General features: G+C 53.5%; 14 protein-coding genes. 9 read left to right on the forward strand and 5 right to left on the reverse strand.

The features are described 5' to 3' along the window. Positions 1 to 94: 94 nt before the first annotated feature. From J2S20_RS08320 to J2S20_RS08330, 3 genes are all read right to left on the reverse strand, one after another. Positions 95 to 979, reverse strand: coding sequence for a hypothetical protein (locus J2S20_RS08320; protein WP_307254942.1), 885 nt, complete (start codon positions 977 to 979; stop codon positions 95 to 97). A gap of 262 nt (positions 980 to 1,241) precedes the next feature. Further along, positions 1,242 to 2,693: an aminotransferase class I/II-fold pyridoxal phosphate-dependent enzyme gene (locus tag J2S20_RS08325; RefSeq protein ID WP_307254944.1), complete on the reverse strand. Its 1,452-nt coding sequence runs from the start codon at positions 2,691 to 2,693 to the stop codon at positions 1,242 to 1,244. Positions 2,694 to 2,766: 73 nt separating this feature from the next. Further along, positions 2,767 to 4,053, reverse strand: a complete 1,287-nt coding sequence (locus tag J2S20_RS08330) for a DNA polymerase Y family protein (RefSeq protein WP_307254946.1) — start codon at positions 4,051 to 4,053, stop codon at positions 2,767 to 2,769. A 213-nt stretch (positions 4,054 to 4,266) separates the two neighbouring features. Between J2S20_RS08330 and J2S20_RS08335 the strand changes: the two genes are divergently transcribed. The 9 genes from J2S20_RS08335 (at position 4,267) to J2S20_RS08375 (ending at position 15,194) form a co-directional block, all read left to right on the forward strand. Next, entirely contained in the window at positions 4,267 to 4,737 is a 471-nt protein-coding gene (locus J2S20_RS08335; protein ID WP_106611319.1) for an acyl-CoA thioesterase, read from the forward strand. Positions 4,738 to 4,771: 34 nt separating this feature from the next. Beyond that, a complete protein-coding gene (locus tag J2S20_RS08340; RefSeq protein WP_307254948.1) occupies positions 4,772 to 5,482 on the forward strand; it encodes a hypothetical protein in 711 nt (236 codons plus the stop codon). A 32-nt stretch (positions 5,483 to 5,514) separates the two neighbouring features. After that, the gene (hutG, locus tag J2S20_RS08345) at positions 5,515 to 6,558 is read left to right on the forward strand and encodes a formimidoylglutamase (RefSeq protein WP_307254950.1); all 1,044 of its coding nucleotides are present in this window, start codon (positions 5,515 to 5,517) and stop codon (positions 6,556 to 6,558) included. A gap of 127 nt (positions 6,559 to 6,685) precedes the next feature. Beyond that, positions 6,686 to 8,080 carry a branched-chain amino acid transport system II carrier protein gene (gene brnQ / locus J2S20_RS08350; RefSeq protein WP_307254952.1) on the forward strand — a complete coding sequence of 465 codons (1,395 nt, stop codon included), beginning with the start codon at positions 6,686 to 6,688 and terminating at the stop codon, positions 8,078 to 8,080. Between the two features lie 40 nt (positions 8,081 to 8,120). After that, positions 8,121 to 8,882 (forward strand): lysophospholipid acyltransferase family protein, encoded by a 762-nt coding sequence (locus J2S20_RS08355; RefSeq protein ID WP_106611323.1) that lies wholly within the window; start codon positions 8,121 to 8,123, stop codon positions 8,880 to 8,882. Positions 8,883 to 8,884: 2 nt separating this feature from the next. Continuing rightward, on the forward strand, positions 8,885 to 9,736 hold the full coding sequence (locus tag J2S20_RS08360; RefSeq protein ID WP_106611324.1) for a prephenate dehydratase: 852 nt from the start codon (positions 8,885 to 8,887) through the stop codon (positions 9,734 to 9,736). 12 nt (positions 9,737 to 9,748) lie between these two features. Further along, a complete protein-coding gene (locus J2S20_RS08365) occupies positions 9,749 to 11,275 on the forward strand; it encodes a Ppx/GppA phosphatase family protein (RefSeq protein WP_106611325.1) in 1,527 nt (508 codons plus the stop codon). 53 nt (positions 11,276 to 11,328) lie between these two features. Then, the gene (locus tag J2S20_RS08370; RefSeq protein WP_307254958.1) at positions 11,329 to 13,521 is read left to right on the forward strand and encodes an RNA degradosome polyphosphate kinase; all 2,193 of its coding nucleotides are present in this window, start codon (positions 11,329 to 11,331) and stop codon (positions 13,519 to 13,521) included. Between the two features lie 26 nt (positions 13,522 to 13,547). Then, positions 13,548 to 15,194, forward strand: coding sequence for an O-antigen ligase family protein (locus J2S20_RS08375; RefSeq protein WP_307254960.1), 1,647 nt, complete (start codon positions 13,548 to 13,550; stop codon positions 15,192 to 15,194). An 8-nt stretch (positions 15,195 to 15,202) separates the two neighbouring features. Here J2S20_RS08375 and J2S20_RS08380 read toward each other — a convergent pair whose 3' ends face one another. After that, a complete protein-coding gene (locus J2S20_RS08380; protein WP_307254962.1) occupies positions 15,203 to 16,309 on the reverse strand; it encodes an EpsG family protein in 1,107 nt (368 codons plus the stop codon). 17 nt (positions 16,310 to 16,326) lie between these two features. Beyond that, positions 16,327 to 17,706 (reverse strand): hypothetical protein, encoded by a 1,380-nt coding sequence (locus tag J2S20_RS08385; RefSeq protein WP_242934027.1) that lies wholly within the window; start codon positions 17,704 to 17,706, stop codon positions 16,327 to 16,329. Positions 17,707 to 17,718 lie beyond the last annotated feature (12 nt).

The following is a 17,718-nucleotide window of genomic DNA, read 5'->3' on the forward strand; positions in this document are numbered from 1 at the left end:
TTTTAAGAAAAATTACATCAGCGGACGCGTTCCATCGCTTCTATTAACTGATTCCAGCTATGCAGGGTTGCCAGCAGCAGCTTCTCGTGTTTCTTTACATTTTTGCGGTATTTGCGGAACTCACTCTGTATGGATAAGAAGCGCTTTTTCTTAAAATAATCTGCCAGCTGTGGAAGAACCGGAAGGAGAATCGCTTCGATTTGTTCCATACGACTCTCGAAGTGTTCCGGATCGGTAAGAAAAACATACAGCGGCTTGTACCGGATCCAGCCTGGGCATAAGGAACCTCTTCTGGAACGCCCCGGCTGAGTATCTCTGTTGAGGCATAGGTTACACCGTGGGTTTTCATTAAATTGCGGATGTGCTTCCAGTTGATGATATCATTGCTGATCGCCTCAATAAAGAGACGGAAAGATTTCTCGGGAAGGCTCTCAGTGAAGCGGAGCTGAGGAATGGGAGAGAAGTAGCCGCAGTGATAGCCGTTCGTGTAGTCAGCCTTTTCAATTTCCTGTAAATGTGAGCAGAAGACCCTCTGGCCACTCCACAGCGCAAGATCATGGTTATTGGTGACTGCCAGAGGATATTCATCGTCATCCAGGAAAAGCAGGTAGTCCATGTGGTTCAGCAGAGCTGCACACAGTACAGAAATTCTTTTGCCGGAATATCCGGAGTTGAACAGCAGTTCCACCTCACTTTTGTCAAGCTTACTTTTCTGAATCAGCATCTGCATACTCAGAGGTATATTTTTAGAACCCAGAAATACGATATGATCAAAGCTGTCCACAATATCCTGGCTCAGATTTGTAAAATCAGTGGATTGGGTGTTTCGATAGTTGCTATCATACGCGACAAAGAGACTCAGATGTACCTCGCAATCCGGCATGGTGTGCTTTACGGAATTCCAGATCATGAGATAAGAGCGCAGTGCCTTGCGAAAATTTCTTCTTCCTGTTGCGAAACCAATTCCTAGACGTATCATGGATGGGCAACTCCCCCCTTTCTCGGCTGCAAGGAAACAAGAAAAGATAAGAGAAAACGATTGATTAACGGAATATAAAAGGAGATAAGTCGATTAATTTTGTGAAAATAGATTTATTATAGCTTGATTCCGGAAATTGATCAGTTGTAAGAATAATAGTTGTAAAATATGTTTGCTTAAATGCTCATGAAAATTTCCAAAAAACTTTATAGTTTTATAAAACAAACCGTGCTAGTATTAAAAAGTCCTTCTGTGGGGTGATTTACTGCCTGGGCGCGCCTCGCACCACAGCGATTTCCTCTATTCCATAGGAAAGGAATACGGGGATCTGCGCATCAGTAATCACCTCTCCGCTCACAGCAATCGGAATGGCAGGCGGGCAGGATACAGTGGGCTGGGCGCATATCCTTCCGCTGCTGTGCCGCACATCGATGAGCTCCTGCGGCGCCAGCACTGCCTCCCGAATAGAGAGCGCCTGCTGCAGTGGAAGAAGCTGCGGCAGCAAGACAGAATCAGCTTCCCGCACAGCATTCCCCTCTTTTGCTTCGTGCTCAGCGTTCCAAAGTGCTGTGCTGCTTCGAAAGAGCTCTGCGATGCGCTGATAGTCGAGCGTGGGATTTTCCGGTGTGAACATACAGACGAGGCAGCTTATATCGGCGAATTCAGGTTCGATCCGGTGCTGGCGAAAAAGCTCTGCGAGCGCCGGGCCGTTTCCTGGGCGGGTAGCGATCACAAGCTTCAGAGGCTCTGAGGGCAGGACGGGGATGCCGAGCATCGTGAGATAGCTCTTTAGGCCATCGACACGGCGCACACATTCCGCCAGCCGCTTCTTAAAGTGGTCGGCGAGGCAGGCGTTGCAGAGATCCAGAGACTGAAGAATCAGGTAGGAGGGGCTGGTGGAGCCAAAGAGCGCCATCGCCTGGCGCGCGCCTGCTCCGAGCTCCTCTGCGGCGCATCGGCTGAGGTGCAGATACGCGCCTCCGGTCAGCACGGGCAGTGTCTTGTGCGCAGAGTCGCAGCACATATAGGCCCCGAGATCCAGCGGATGCTGCGGTGTGTCAAGAAAATGCAGATACGCGCCGTGCGCATTATCCACGAGCACAGGAATGGAATCTTCGCCACAAATTGCATTGACTGCGTCTGTGATTCCACGTATGTCCGCGACTGCGCCGAGATAATCCGGGCTGGTCAGATAGACTGCGGCGGGCTGGCGCGGGAGCTTTCGGAGAGCATCGGCGATCTGTGCCGGGGCGGGGTGACAGCTGCAGATGGAGGCAGGACCGGCTGTATCGTTGTCTTTTAGGGACTCGGGATAGATCCATGCGACCTCGCAGTCCAGCATGGCGCAGGCGTAGAGAAAGCTCTTGTGGACATTTCTCGCTGCGAGGATCAGCGGTCGCTCTGCAGAGCGGGAGACACAGCTTGCGCCTCGCAGTGCCTGCCGCTGGAGCGCCAGAAAGAGCATGGCACGGATTGAGAGACTGGAGCCCTCTGTGGAGTAGAGCGTCAGGCCGCTGTCAAAGAGACGCGCAGCATTCCGCTGGCTCTCTCCGATGATGCCCTGCGCCTCCGAAAGTACGTCCGCACCGGGGATCTCGGTGATATCCCGCTGCTCAATCAGCAGGGGGCCGTGCCCCTTGTGCCCGGGCATGTGCAGACGCGAGCTCCTGCGGGAGATATACTCGGAGACAAAATCGTAGATTGGTGTATTCATGGCTTCTCCTGTTCCTGTTCTGAAGCAGTGATTGTGGCGGGGAATGTTGGCAAAGCGCGGCGGGAGGGAGCTGCTAGGTGTTCTCCTGTGTCTCCTTCTCTGTCTCTGTGCCCCGGGTCACAGTGCCTGCGCCGTAGCGGGAATTCAGCTTCTGCATCATCTCGGAGAGACGGGCATCACGGCGACTTCTGGCCTGTTGCTGTGCGTGTTTTTCTACCCAGTCGAAGAGAGAGAGCTGCTCATACGCGCTGTGATCCAGATTCTGCGCGCTCACTCCGACAAGGCGTATGCGGTCTCCCTGCCGGAACAGGCCGTTTTCCGAGAGCAGAAGCTCCTTCATCAGGAGCTCTGCGGTGGAGCGTATGAGAGGAGCCTCATTGCAGGAACGCTCGAGTGTGGTCTGGCGGGAGTGGCGGTGAAAGCGGCTGGTCTTCACCATCACACCGACGGTGAAGGCGCGGACTTCATCTCTCTGCATCCGCTTAGCGACGCTGTCTGAGAGCTTTTGCAGCAGTGGAGGCAGGAGCTTTTCATAGTTGTCGGGACCGATATCCTCCGCTGTGGTCCGTTCGTTGGAGTAGCTTTTTGCGGCCTCCTGCGCAGTGCGCACCGGAGAATTGCTGATGCCGTTTGCGCTTCTTAGCAGATGCGCTCCTGCCTTTTCACCGAGTATGGAGCGGAGGACGCGGGAAGAGCTGTGAGCGGCGTCGCCTATCGTCCGGATGCCGAAGGAGCTCAGCGCATCGGCGCTGGAGCGGCCGCAGCCGTGCAGACTGCCGATGGGAAGCGGCCACAGCTTTTCCGGGATCTCCCAGGGCCAGAGTGTGTGGAGCTTATCCGGCTTCTCAAAATCGCTCGCCATTTTTGCGAGCAGCTTGTTGGTGGAGATGCCGATATTGACCGTGAAGCCGAGCTGGGTGCGGATCTCATTTCGGATTGCGTCTGCGCGCTCTTGTATTTCCTGAAGCTGAGCAGGAGAGCTCTCACTGTCCGGAAAGTCGGCGCTCATATCCAGGAAGGCTTCGTCTATGGAGACCTGTTCCACGGCATCGGAGTAGCGATGAAGGATGCGGATAAACGCCTGCGAATACTGGCGGTAGGTCTGAAAGTCGCTCTTTACCAGCACGAGAGAGGGACATTTTCCGAGCGCGGAGACCACGGGCTCCCCGGTGTGGATACCAAGCTTTTTTGCGGGGAGGGATTTTGCGGTGATCACACCGTGGCGGGTTTTGATATCTCCGCCGACCGCAGACGGAATGGTTCTCAGATCGACAGCCGTCGGCTCCTCTTTCAGGCGTTTTACGGCACTCCAGGAGAGAAAGGCAGAATTTACATCGACATGAAAGATACAGCGATCCATAGTTTCCTCCTCTCTGCAGCTGTAGTGAAGCTTTAATCTGTGTTTTCTACAGTATAGGCCGCGCAGCCTTCAGCGGCAAGAGCTTGTGGGAACGAGAAGAGAGGCTGTGCCGTGGCGAGCACTGATAGACGGGGACTGATGGCATGCAGGTGGGCAGATGGAATGCGGATGACCGGTGTGTGAAGAAAGAATAGGTTGAAAGGAGATCGCAGGATGGAGCAACATGGCCTGAAGCGCAGAGCGGCAGCTGAGAGAGAGCAGCCCGGGGAGCGGGTATATTGCTGGGAGCATAAGATTCAGTATTATGAGACAGATCAGATGCAGATTGCGCATCATTCGAACTATATTCGCTGGTTTGAGGAGGCGAGAACCAGTGCACTGGAAGAGGCAGGCTTTGGCTACGCGGAGATGGAGGCCGCGGGAATCATCTCCCCCGTGCTGACGGTCAGCGCGGAGTATGTTCAGATGTCCCGCTTCCCGGAGACCCTGCTGGTGGAGACGCGCGTGCGCTCCTACAATGGCATACGGCTCTGCATACACTATGAGGTACGGGAGAGGCAGAGCGGCGAGCTGCGCTGCGTCGGGGAGAGCAGTCACTGCTTCCTCAGAGCAGCAGATCATCGACCGGTATCACTCAAACACTTCAGCTCTGAGATCCATCAGCGGCTGTGTGCTATGAAATAAAAGATATTAAAACAGGTAGAAGGAGAAATCGTTTATGAGAAAGATGTACTATGTATTGTTGCTTGCAACGGCGACTGCCCTGATGTCAGGCTGCGCACAGAAGCAGACAGCACCGGAGACAACAGCGAGCGAGGTTGCGGAGACTGTGGAAGCTACGGAGGCTGCAGAGACAGCGGAGCTGCCGGGCGAGACTGGTTGCATCGATGATGAGGCTCTGGCTTTCTGTGTAGCGCAGCCCGGCGTGATCACCGCAATTGACGCAAAGAGCGGGGCAATCAGCATCAGGGGAATGCTTGCGGGCAGCGGGACAGAGCAGGAGCTGATTCTGAATACGGATGCAAAGACGGCGTTCTATGATATTGCTGCGGGTAAGAAGGCAGAGCTCTCTGCGCTGAAGGTCGGGGATGAGATTCAGTCCATGGTATCGACAGCCTTTGCAAGCAGCCTGCCGCCGCAGACCTTTGCCTATGCTGTTTTTCTGAATGTGGGTGAGGAGCTTATTCCGGAGTATGCGGAGCTTACGTCTGTGCAAAAGGACGGAGAGAAGCTGGTGCTGACAGATTCCTCACAGCTCAGATGGGTGATCTCTGCGGATACAGAGCTGAGACGCCTGAGCGACGGCGGGCAGCTGAAAGGCGAGGAGCTGAAGGAGGGCGTTTGCTGCCTGATCTGGCCGGCACTTGAGGCTGTGAGTGAGAATCCGGACGCCGGACTTGCGACAGAAAAGCTTGTGCTGATCGACTAATATTAAATCTTTTTCAAAGGCAGGGTAAAGAGATGCTGAAAAACTATATCAGTGCAATGGAGCAGTGGCAGGGCAGAATTGACAGCAATGAGGACTACGATGCATTTCGCTGGCATCAGTGGGTACAGCCACTGGATCTGAACGCGAATCCGGCCCACTTTGAGGGCGCGCAGGGTTTTGCTTTTATCGGATTCTGCTGTGATCTTGGCGTGCGGAGGAATAAGGGACGCGCCGGGGCGGCACTGGCGCCGAATCTCGTGCGGAGGCGCATGGCGAATCTGCCCTGTACCTTTGCGCAGGAGGTGAAGCTCTATGACGCGGGAAATATTATCACGGACGGCATCGAGCTGGAGGAAGCGCAAGCCCTGCTCGGCGAGGCGGTGGAGCAGATTCTGGGACTGGGCCTCTTTCCCATTGTTTTGGGAGGCGGGCATGAGACGACCTTCGGGCATTATCAGGGTCAGCTATCACATCTTGAAAAAGAGCTGGAGGCGGGAGGCTCAAAGCACAAGCCGGATATGGGAATTGTGAATTTTGATGCGCATTTTGATATGCGCCCCTATGATCAAGGCTGCTCCTCGGGATCCATGTTTCGTCAGATCGCTGATCTCTGCGAGGAGAGAGGGCTGCCCTTCGGCTATATGCCGCTTGGTATTCAGCGTCACAGTAATACAGTGAATCTCTTTAAAACAGCGGAGGAGCGGGGAGTCAATTATGTGCTGGCGCGTATGCTTCAGTACGGATCCAGTGCAGAGGTGTATGGGCATGTCGATGACTTCATGTACAGGCATGAGAATGTCTATATCACCATATGCACTGATGTTTTCTCTGCAGCCTTCGCGCCCGGCGTCAGTGCAACGCAGGCTCTGGGTCTGGATCCGGAGATCGTGATTCCGATCATCAAACACATACTCCGCACACGCAAGGTGCGCGGTTTCGATATATGTGAGATCGCGCCGCGCTTCGACAAGGACGATACGACTGCCAGTCTCGGCGCGGTTCTGGTCTTCGCAGTGGTCAGCACGATCTGTGCCATGCAGGGGCTGAGCATCGATGTGGGAGCAGATTTCTTCTAAAAGTAAAATATAAAATCACATAGCCTCGCGTGCGGAATATATTCCCGTGCGCGAGGTTTTCTGCTATACTTAAACGAAATATCCAAAATTGCAGCAAGTAAACGAAGAAAACGGAAGTGTGAAGACTATGAAACAGAAATTGTCCATGCGAAGCTACATCTTTTTGAGTTCCATGCTCTTTGGAATGTTTTTTGGTGCCGGGAATCTGATCTTCCCGATCCATATGGGACAGCTGGCAGGAAGAAGCTTTGGCGCTGCCACTGTAGGCTTTTGTATCACGGGCGTAGGGCTCCCGCTGCTTGGCATTGTCGCGATGGGGGTCTCCCGCAGCGAGGGGCTGTTTGATCTGGGCATGAAGGTCGGAAAGGGCTTCAGCTATTTCTTCACCTGTGCGCTCTATCTGACGATAGGGCCGCTGTTTGCGATCCCCAGAACTGCGACGGTCTCTTTTCAGGTGGGTATATTACCCTATGTTCCGGAAGCACAGCGGACACTGGGGCTCTTTGTGTTCTCACTGCTTTTCTTCGTTGTGGTACTTTTCTTTTCTCTGAGACCATCCGGCATCATGACCTGGATCGGCAAGATCCTGAATCCGATCTTTCTGTTCCTTCTTGGTATACTCATCATTGCTGTATTTGTCCGGCCTATGGGGCCGGTCTCTGCGGTTGAGCCGTCGGAGGCCTATCTGCAGCACGGCTTTACGACAGGCTTGCTGGAGGGCTACAACACAATGGATGCACTGGCCTCCCTGGCTTTTGGCATTATCCTGATCACAGAGATCCGGAAGCTCGGCGTCACAGAGCCCGCGGGAATCTCACTCAGCACGCTGAAGTCCGGCACACTGGCCGTTGCGCTGATGGCCCTGATCTACGGCTCTCTGACCTATGCGGGCGCCCAGTCCGGCAATGTGATGGCTGCCGCAGAGGACGGGGGCATTGCCTTCCATGAAATCGCGAATTACTATTTTGGCAGCTTTGGTTCGGTGCTGCTTGGCGTTACGATCACCTTTGCCTGCTTAAAGACAGCGGTCGGGCTGGTGACTTCCTGCGCGACGACCTTTGAAGAGATGTTCCCGAAACTGGCTTCCTATCGGAGCTATGCGATCGGCTTTGCGCTCTTCTCTTTTGGATTGGCAAATGTCGGGCTGAGCCGCATCATCAGTCTCTCCATTCCGGTGCTGGTCTTTCTCTACCCGCTGACCATTATGCTCATCTTCCTCTGCATCATCGGCGGGAGCTTTCACTACAGCAGAACTGTATTTTGCTGGACCATCGGCTTTACTACGGTGGCGGCAGTGTTTGAGTTTGTTCGCGCCCTTCCGGAGAGCCTTCTCGGCAGAGCGGCAGCATTTACCGCTTCTCTTCCCACAGTGTTGCAGGCTCCGGGACTTTTCTTTGGTACGCTGAAGCAGCTGTATGAGGCGCTTCCGCTGGCCTCCGTCGGCATGGGCTGGGCGCTTCCGGCAGTCGCGGGATTTGCGGCAGGACTTCTGGCAATGGCAGCGGGAAAGCGTGTGCAGTGAGGCAGTGTACTGATTGGATGAAGGCAGAGGAGGGGGAGGCATGATCCGCGCATTTTTCTGTATTTCTGAAATTGTTCTGTTTCTCGTTCTGGGGCTGCCGCTTCTCGGCGTGCTCTGGATATGGAAGCAGTTTGACTCGAAGCGGGCTTCAGAACTTGGCCAACGCTGCGGCGCGGGAGCCCTCCGGCTCATCACAAGGACTGCTCTGGGCAGAGAAAAGCTTACAGTGCGCGGGCTGGAGCATATTCCGGAGGAGGGCGGTGTGCTCTTTGTGAGCAATCACCGCAGCTTTTTCGATATCATCACTTCCTATCCGGTGCTGCCGAAGCAGACAGGCTTTATCGCCAAGGACGGTCTATGGAAGGTTCCCTCGCTGCGGCGCTGGATGCAGCTTCTGAACTGCCAGTTTCTGAATCGCAGAGATATCCGTCAGGGAGTGGAGGTTATCAAGCGGGCCGCGGAACTCACAGAGAAGGGAACCTCTGTCTGGATCTGTCCGGAGGGAACCAGAAATCCAAATCCGGACAACACGACTCTGCTGGACTTTCACGAGGCGAGCTTCAAGATTGCGGAGCGCAGCGGCTGTCCCATCGTTCCGGTGGCCTTCTATGGGACGGATCGTCTCTGGGAGGCTCAGTTTCCGAAGGTACGTCCATATCCGGTCACAATTGAATTTGGTGAGGCCTTCACTGTGAAGGAGCTCGGGCCGGAGTGGAAGAAAAAGACAGGTGCCTACACTGCGGCGCGTATCAGAGAGATGCTCGTGCAGGAGGAGGCGAGAAGGCTTCATGGAGGCACATAATCATGTACAGGGGCTTTCGCGCGGTCACAGAGCTTCCGGCAGCACATCGCGTCGCGTATCAGGGCGTGGAGGGCGCTTACGGCAATCTGGCCGCGCTTCATTATTTTGGAGAGAACAGAGGCATCCGCTTTTTGCATCTGCCGTGCTTTGAGGAGACCGTAAATGCAGTGGAGGCGGGGCATGCGGATTACGCGGTGCTTCCGATTGAGAATTCCACTGCGGGCTCCGTCACGGATACCTATGATCTGCTGATGCATCATTCGCTCTCAATTGTGGGGGAATGCTTTCTTCCGGTTACGCACAGCCTGCTCACGCTTCCGGGAGTGAGAGAGGAGGAGCTGCGGCGCGTCTATTCCCATCCGCAGGGGCTCATGCAGTGTGCAGATTTTTTTAGGATGCATCCGGAACTGGAGGGGATCAGCTGTTCCAATACTGCAGTTGCGGCACAGAAGGTGCGCGATGATGCGGACCGGACGCAGGCTGCGATCGCCTCAGCTTACGCAGGAGCGCTTTATGGACTGACCCCGCTGATCGAGCGCGTCAACCGCTTTTCGGAGAACACCACACGTTTTGTGATATTGGGGAGAGAGAGGCTGTACCGCCGGGATGCGAGGAAGCTCAGCCTTGTTCTGGAGACTGCGCACGAGGCCGGTGCGCTCTATCACATTCTTGGATATTTCTACAGAAATCGTGTGAATCTGTTGCGGCTGGAATCGCGGCCTGTTCCTGAAGTGAGCTGGGAGTATCGCTTTTTTATGGATATTGAGGGAAACCTCGGACAGCCCGCGGTGCTTGAGGCGCTGCAGGCGGTTGCAGCCAAGGCGCGGGGATTCCGGGTGCTGGGCTGCTGCTAGAGAGGGGCACAGATGATGGGAAAGCGCTTTGCCTCCATTGATGTCGGTTCCTTTGAGATTGAGATGGGGATATATGAGATCGACGCGGTGCGCGGCATACGCCTGCTGGACAGCATGCGCCATGTAATCGCACTCGGGAGCGACACCTATACGAGCGGAGTGATCAGCTTTGGGCTCGCTCAGGAACTGATTGCGGTGCTGAAGGACTTCACAGAGATCATGAAGACTTACCGCTGCGCTGCATATCGGGCCATCGCCACCTCAGCCATGCGCGAGGCAGAGAACAGTGCTATCGTGCTGGACCAGATCCACACAAGAACCGGCATTGAGGTAGAGATCATATCAAATTCAGAGCAGCGCATGCTGGGACTGAAAGCGCTCTCCGTGCGCGGGCAGCGCTTCGACAGCCGGATTGCGGAGGGGGCGGCAATTGTGGAGCTGGGTTTTGGCAGTATGCAGATCACGCTGTATGACGAGGGACGCATGGTCAGTACGCAGAATCTGCGGCTTGGCGCTCTGCGGATCCGCGATACGCTGGAGCAGCTGAACTCGGCAAGAGACGCGCAGCGGCTGATACTCGAGGAGATGGTAGATCACGAGCTGGAGATCTACAGTCGCCTCCATCTCGCGGGGCGGCGCCTGAAGCATATGATTGCGATTGGAGACCCGGTGCGCATCCTCTATGACCGCCTGATGCGAAAGGAGGGGAGGGATCCCATCCGAGAGGACAGCGCGGACAGAGCGACGGTGCAGCGCTTTTATGAGTACGTAGTAAAGCGCACAAATGCACAGCTGGAGAGAAGTCTTGCGCTCAGCGCGCAGTCCGCAGGCGTTCTGGTTCCGGCATCCATCGTTTATCAGAGGGTTCTGGATACCATAGCTGCGGAGGAGGTGTGGTTTGCGGGAACCAGACTGATCGATGGTCTTGCCGCTGAGTACGCCTTCAATCACAGAGTCATTCAGCCGACACATGATTTTGAAGGAGATATTATTTCTGCGGTACAGGAGATTGCACTGCGCTATGGTGAGGGAACTACACATCGCGCCTATGTCGTACAGAATGCGCTGAAAATCTTTGACGCGCTTAAAAAGTCTCAGCGCTTCCGTGACAGAGACCGTCTGCTGCTGCACATTGCGGCGCTGCTGCATCACTGCGGACGTTTTATCAATATGGGCAGGGCAAGTCTGTCCAGCTATGAGATCATCCATGCGACGGAGATTGTCGGGCTGTCACGGGAGGAGCACATGCTGGTCGCACAGGTCCTGAAAAATGAGGAGGACAGCCTTCGCTGGTCAGAGCTTCCCATGCAGGTGGCAAAATTTACCGCGATCATACGGCTTGCAGATGCGCTGGATCGCTCAGCCAAGCAGAAGACTGCGGACTACAAAGTGCGTGTGGACGATGCGCGCCATCTCGTTGTCAGTACGCAGTACAAAGGAGACATGACGCTGGAGAAGCTTAGCTTCGAGAGAAATAAGGCGTTTTTCGGAGAAATCTTCGGAATAGAGCCGGAGTTTCGCCAGCAGCGGAGCGTGTAAGCAGATACAGAGAGAGAAAGGTTCAGACAGAGAAAGGTTCAGATGGAGAGGAGGTGGCGACAGTGGATTTCAGTAATCCTGATTACTATGTCTGCAGAGAGCTGTCCTGGCTTCAGTTCAATCTTCGTGTGCTTGCGGAGGCACGGGATAAGTCGCTTCCGCTCTTTGAGCGACTCAAATTCTTAAGTATCGTGAGTTCCAATCTGGATGAGTTTTTTATGGTGCGCGTCGCCTCCCTGAAGGAGCAGGTACTGGCAGATTATACAAAGCGCGATCTCGCTGGTCTCACTGCGGAGGAACAGCTCTCCGCGATTTCGGAGAAGACGCATGATATGGTGGCGCTTCAGTATGCGACACTGAAGCGCTCCGTGCGGCCTGCGCTGGAGCGGGAGGGGCTGTATGTCATATGGCGGCATGAGGAGCTCTCCGAGAGTGAGGCAGGCTATGTGGACCGCTATTTTCAGGATATTATCTATCCCGTTCTCACTCCGATGGCAGTGGATCCATCGAGACCCTTCCCTCTGATACGGAATAAGAGCCTGAACCTCGCAGCGCTGATACAGAAGAAAAAGGGTGTGAAGCCTCTCATCCAGCCGGAGGAAAAAAAGAGGCAGAAGAGGGCCGCAGGAAGGCCCGACTTTGCGATCGTGCAGGTTCCCTCCGGACTGCCGCGCGTGGTGGTGATACCGCCGGAGCTCGCAAGGAAACGGGAAGGCATCCAGACTACAGCCATCCTCATGGAGGAGATCATTGAGCGGAATATCAGCTCGCTCTTTCTGAATTATGATATACTGGCAGCGCATCCCTTCCGCATCATGAGGAACGCGGAGTTTGAGCTGGATGAGGAGGATGCCGCAGATCTTCTTCTGGAGATACAGAAAAAACTGAAGCGCCGCCAGTGGGGCGAGGCGATACGCCTTGAGGTGGAGACGGGCATCAACCAGGAGCTGCTGAAGATACTCTGCGATGAGCTCTCGATCGGGCGGGAAGACCTCTTTCAGATCAGCGGGCCGCTGGATCTCACCGTGCTGCTGAAGCTCTATGAATTGGAGGGCTTTGACAGGCTGAAGAATCCGAAGCATATGCCGCAGCCGGTTCCGGCCCTGATGAATGAAGAGGATATTTTTACAAATATACGGAAGGGCGATATCCTCTTAAGCCATCCCTATCAGTCCTTTGATCCGGTGGTAGGCTTTATTCAGAGCGCGGCAAAGGATCCCGAGGTGCTGGCGATCAAGCAGACCCTGTACCGCGTCAGCGGAAATTCTCCCATTATCCGGGCTCTCGCGGAGGCGGCGGATAATGGAAAGCAGGTCACAGTGCTCGTAGAGCTGAAGGCCCGCTTTGATGAGGAAAATAATATCGCCTGGGCAAAGATGCTGGAGAAGGCCGGCTGCCATGTTATTTATGGTCTGCTTGGCCTGAAGACCCACTCCAAGATCACGCTGGTGGTGCGTGCGGAGGAGGATGGGATACGGCGCTACGTGCATCTTGGCACGGGCAATTATAACGACTCCACGGCGAAGCTCTACACGGATCTGGGACTTTTCACCTGTCGCAGAGAGTTCGGCGAAGATGCAACAGCGCTCTTTAATATGCTCTCCGGCTACTCGGAGCCGCTCTTCTGGAATCGCCTTGTTGTGGCGCCGCTCTGGATGCGGGATCGCTTCATGGAGGAGCTGTTATGGGTGCGGCGTGCAGCGCAGGCAGGAAAGTCAGCCCATATCCGGGTTAAGATGAACTCCCTCTCGGATCCGGGCATGATAGAGGAGCTCTACAGAGCCAGCGCGGACGGCGTGCAGATCGAATTGATCGTCCGCGGAATCTGCTGTCTGCGCGTCGGGATTCCCGGCGTCTCAGAACATATCCATGTGCGCTCCATTGTCGGGAATTTTCTGGAGCACGCCCGCATCTTTCATTTTCATGCGGAGGGAGAGGACCGCGTATTTCTTGGCAGTGCGGACTGGATGCCACGCAATTTGGACAACCGCGTTGAGATTGTCTTCCCCATTATGGATGTGGCAATACAGCAGAAAGTGCTTCACTATCTCGACACAGAGCTCGCGGATAATGTCAAGGCGAGCCGCTACCTTCCCGACGGCAGCTATGTGAAGGAGCAGCCCCGCGGGCGGAAGAAGGTGAATTCACAGGAGCGGTTTGTGAGAGAGGCGAGACAGGAAGCCCATGCCGCAGAGGAAGCGGAGAAACAGCGCGGAGACGGAAGATGCTTTATACCAATGGGGTGAAAGGAAGATCAGCTTTGAAGAACGAGATGAAAAAAAATCAGAAGAAGACTGCGGAGGCACAGAGCGGGATCAGAAAATGGGATATTCCTGCTTTCATTACCGGGCTCTGGCTCACGCTCATGTTTACAGTTTTTCCTCTGATCTATGATGATTATTACTTTAATATACTCGAGACAAAGTTTGCAACTCTCTCAGTGCTGACGCTCGGAATGTTTGCACTGCTGCTGCTCTACGGAATCTTTTCCGGGGGAGTATTCCGGGCGGCAGTCCGCATGCACAGTGACAGAAAGAGGATGGGCTTTCGCTGCTGGTTTAAGCAGCTGCTCAGCCCGACAGATCTCTGCGTGCTGGCCTTTTTCCTTTTTGCGCTGATTTCCACTGCAAATGCATACCCCTATGTGCAGCAGGCCATCACCGGAGAGGAGGGGCGCTACGTCGGAATGTTTTATATTTTCCTGATGACAGGAGCCTATCTCTGCGTGAGCCGTTTTCTGCATTTTCATAGGAATTATATCCTGCTCTTTCTCTGCACCTCGTGGATTGTCTGCCTGCTGGGGATCACAGATTTCTACAATATGAATCTGCTGCATTTCCGGGATCAGATGCAGGAGACACAGTATGCAATGTTCAGCTCTACTCTGGGAAATATTAATACCTACACGGCTTATGTCGGCATCGTGGTCGCCCTGTCCGGCACGCTGTTTGTGCTGTCCGATGAGGGGGCGGGCAGAGTACTCTTTTACTTTGCGACGATGATTATTTCCTTTATGGCCATGGCGATGGGGGAATCCGACAACGGTTACTTAACACTCGCGGGCTTCTTCGGAGGGCTGCCCTTTATCGCCTTCCGGACACGCCGGGGAATCCGGCGCTATATGCTGGCGCTCGCTGCCTTCTTTACAGATCTGCTCTACATCGGACATGTGCTGAGGGTGAAGGGGGACGCGGTACAGGAAATCCACGGACTGTTTCAGGTGATTATCGGCTTCCGTTGGCTTCCGCTCCTAGCGGTGGGGCTGTGGCTGCTGGCGATGGGGATGTACTGGAGGAAATTAAGGCAGAAGGTGGAGGAAAGTGCGCCGCCGGTTCTCATACAGAGACTCTGGTATCTCTTCTTCGGGCTATGTGTCTTCTCACTGCTCGGTCTTCTGCTGTATGCAAACAGCATGAGCTACGATGCCGCATGGCAGAAATTTGGTTCTCTGGCGGATTATCTCAAGTTCCGGGATGCATGGGGAACGCAGCGAGGTTATGTATGGCGCGCAGGTATCGATGAGTACAGAAGCCTCTCTCCGCTCCATAAGCTCACAGGAACGGGGCCGGATACGTTTGGTATTTACATGATGATTCACCGCTGGAAAGAGATGACGGAGGCGACAGGACAGTTCTTTGACGCTGCACACAATGAATATATTCAGTATCTCTTTACGGTTGGTCCGCTGGGCCTGCTGTCACATGTCGGCATACTTGTATTCGCGGTGCGGGAGGCCTTTCGAAAGGGAAGGTCACTGCTGGACACAGAGAGAATTCAGCTTCAGAAGTCGGCGTATTATTATGCACTGGGTCTTGCTGTGTTCTGCTATGCGTTGCAGGCAGCGGTGAATATCAATATTCCGATTGCGGCGCCATTGCTGTGGACGATGATCATGTTGGCTGCCGGGCGCAATCCATAAAAGGTCGCTCAGAAGAAGAACTGATAGTGATAAGAGATATCCTGACTTACGTGCCGGTAGATCCAGAAGATAAACAGAGCATAGACGATACAGGCATATAGGAAGTAGATAAATCGGGGCTGCGTTCTTCTGAGACGCTCTGCCGCAGCGCTGAAGATAAACATAGTGCCGAATTGAAAGTAGAAGCCCATACGGTCGGCATAGCGCACAATTCCTCCCGAAAAGGTAGCTGAGATGTAGAGTACAGTAAAGACAGCACAGCAGAAGATGTGCCGGTCGTAACGTGTCAGACTGTCCTGTTTATCAGGAATAAAGCTGAGCAGATAGAGCACCAGCAGAAACTCCAATCCCCATAGTACCGTGACGAGACCGAAATGCAGTCCCTCCGTGTAAAGCAAATATCGGGCATATCGTTTCGGGATGATGGAGTAAAATTTTTGAAGTATCAGAAAAGCGAAAGGAAAGCTCAGGGCCATGGCGCTTACAAGACCGAAGATCCAGCGCCGCACAGGCAAGAAAAAGAAGAGAAGGATGATCGCAGCTGCGATCATGGATGAGCGATGAAACAGGAAAGCACTGAGACAGCAGAGTATCGCTGCCAAGTGCTTTTTTTTCAGCAGCATAAAATACATGTAGGCAATGAAGGCTACAGCGACCATCTGCCTCGCAATATTGAGCGAGGATATATAGAGCCCCGAGCCATAAAACACGGCGATGGACAGAAAAGGAGATTCAGACAGGGAGTTTATCATATGCCAAAAGCAGAGCAGAAATAACAGAGCCATAGCAAAGAGGCTGATCTGTCCACTTTTGTTCAATAAAGACAGAAATTTACAGAAGAACTCATAGCCGATTTCTTTGCGGGCTGTGCCGTGGCTGTTCAGAACGAGCAGTTCAGAGAAGGACTGCTCCCGAATATGCTGGAACAGCTCGAGATAGCTCTGAGTGTCAAGTCCGACCTCAGCTCCGCGAAGACCGCTGATGAGCAGCAGGGGGAGGAACACAAAGGCGGAGAGAAGATATAAAAGAAGCGTTGTATTGTGATAGCGCGCTCTGCTTTTTTCATAGCAGAGCGCTGAAATCAGCAGTGCAGGTACGACACTCAGGTAGATCACAGTTCAGGCTCCTTCTATTAAAGTAAAACAGCAGCATCCGGTTTGATCTGGAGCAGCTGGAGCAATGAAAAGAGCTGCTGAATATCGTCATATTTCGACAGATCTTTTCTTGCGGCGATGATGAAGACAGCGTTAGATTCCTTTGCTTTGTTCAGTGTCTCCCGCTCCAGAGAAGCAGGCGTCAGAAAGTGAGTATGGTTTGTGTCTGGAAGCGTCTCCCGCAGTTCGGAGAATATCTCCATATCCTCAGATGCGGAAAGAAAGACGAGTGGACGCTCCGCTCCTTTCAGAACAGACAGTTTGTTTTTTAAACTCAGCCGACCCTGTTCCAACGGGACACGACCGTAGAAGCCGTCCTCGTAATCCCGTATCCTTGCGTCAAGCTTCCTGAAACGAGACTCAGACAGTCGGCGGGGGAAGGATGAGAGGAGGGTGAGCCCGGTTTTTCTGGAAAATTCATCTGCGGCATGGACAGAATCGCTGCAGAGGAAGCCCGCACTCAGGAAGAATACAGAGCAGATGATACCCCCCAGCACACCCAGAATCAGATTTTTGATCAGCTGGGTCATCAGGAAGGATACAGAGTAGCGTTTGATCTCCGGTGCCTTCAGATCACTCAGCTGCTTTTGCACAGAATTGAGACTCTGCTGCAGTGAATTGGCAGTATTGATAAAATCTGTGTTTTTTTTCTGCAGTGCATCATCCTTGATGATATAGGGAGTGTTTACTGTTCTGCTGAGCTGATGCTTTCCGAGCTTTTGAACCAATTCCTCGGTTTTGACGTTCAGAGCCTGGTCTACATATTCCAGAAAGGCGACTGCATCCTCCTCATTTGCAGCGCTCACCGTGATATTCAGGGTCTTGCCGCCATTGTCCTGTGCGATAGCGATGAGAGAGTTCAGAGATTCCGGAATGGCGGATTCTTTTCCGGCCTGACTGGGCAGCATATTGCTCTGAATATTGGAACTCATGGCAATTGCGTTATAGCTGTTCAGCAGGCTCACTGTATTTTTGTTTTCAACAGAGGCACCGGAGGAATCCGTATAAATATTGTTCAGATAATAGATTGCATTGGCCTTATATACGGCGTTGGGGTCAATACTCATGACATAAGAAGCAGATTTATAGCTGTTGTCGGTCTCGATTCTGTTGCGCAGACGTTCACTCTCTGTGGAAAGATTACTGAGAGAGAGGGTATAGTTGTCCCACTGTGCACTTGCTTCGGAGCGGTTTTGTTCCATAAAGCTGGAGCTTGAGAGCTTGCGTATGCCGTTTAACAGGGTGATACAGCTGATAAGACCTGAGAAGACAATGGTCCAGAGAGCAAGAAAACGCCACTTTCTCAGGAGAAAGAAGAAAAGATTTTTGAGATCAAGATTATTTTCTTTTTCAAGCATGAAGTCAGACAT

Source organism: Moryella indoligenes (assembly GCF_030812885.1).
GTDB classification, from domain to species: Bacteria; Bacillota; Clostridia; order Lachnospirales; family Lachnospiraceae; genus Moryella; species Moryella indoligenes.

Excerpts from the sequence above, each read along its gene's own strand:
- J2S20_RS08320 (WP_307254942.1), bottom strand. The coding sequence starts at position 979 with ATGATACGTCTAGGAATTGGTTTCGCAACAGGAAGAAGAAATTTTCGC.
- J2S20_RS08325 (WP_307254944.1), bottom strand. The coding sequence starts at position 2,693 with ATGAATACACCAATCTACGATTTTGTCTCCGAGTATATCTCCCGCAGG.
- J2S20_RS08330 (WP_307254946.1), bottom strand. The coding sequence starts at position 4,053 with ATGGATCGCTGTATCTTTCATGTCGATGTAAATTCTGCCTTTCTCTCC.
- J2S20_RS08335 (WP_106611319.1), top strand. The coding sequence starts at position 4,267 with ATGGAGCAACATGGCCTGAAGCGCAGAGCGGCAGCTGAGAGAGAGCAG.
- J2S20_RS08340 (WP_307254948.1), top strand. The coding sequence starts at position 4,772 with ATGAGAAAGATGTACTATGTATTGTTGCTTGCAACGGCGACTGCCCTG.
- hutG (WP_307254950.1), top strand. The coding sequence starts at position 5,515 with ATGCTGAAAAACTATATCAGTGCAATGGAGCAGTGGCAGGGCAGAATT.
- brnQ (WP_307254952.1), top strand. The coding sequence starts at position 6,686 with ATGAAACAGAAATTGTCCATGCGAAGCTACATCTTTTTGAGTTCCATG.
- J2S20_RS08355 (WP_106611323.1), top strand. The coding sequence starts at position 8,121 with ATGATCCGCGCATTTTTCTGTATTTCTGAAATTGTTCTGTTTCTCGTT.
- J2S20_RS08360 (WP_106611324.1), top strand. The coding sequence starts at position 8,885 with ATGTACAGGGGCTTTCGCGCGGTCACAGAGCTTCCGGCAGCACATCGC.
- J2S20_RS08365 (WP_106611325.1), top strand. The coding sequence starts at position 9,749 with ATGATGGGAAAGCGCTTTGCCTCCATTGATGTCGGTTCCTTTGAGATT.
- J2S20_RS08375 (WP_307254960.1), top strand. The coding sequence starts at position 13,548 with ATGAAAAAAAATCAGAAGAAGACTGCGGAGGCACAGAGCGGGATCAGA.
- J2S20_RS08385 (WP_242934027.1), bottom strand. The coding sequence starts at position 17,706 with ATGCTTGAAAAAGAAAATAATCTTGATCTCAAAAATCTTTTCTTCTTT.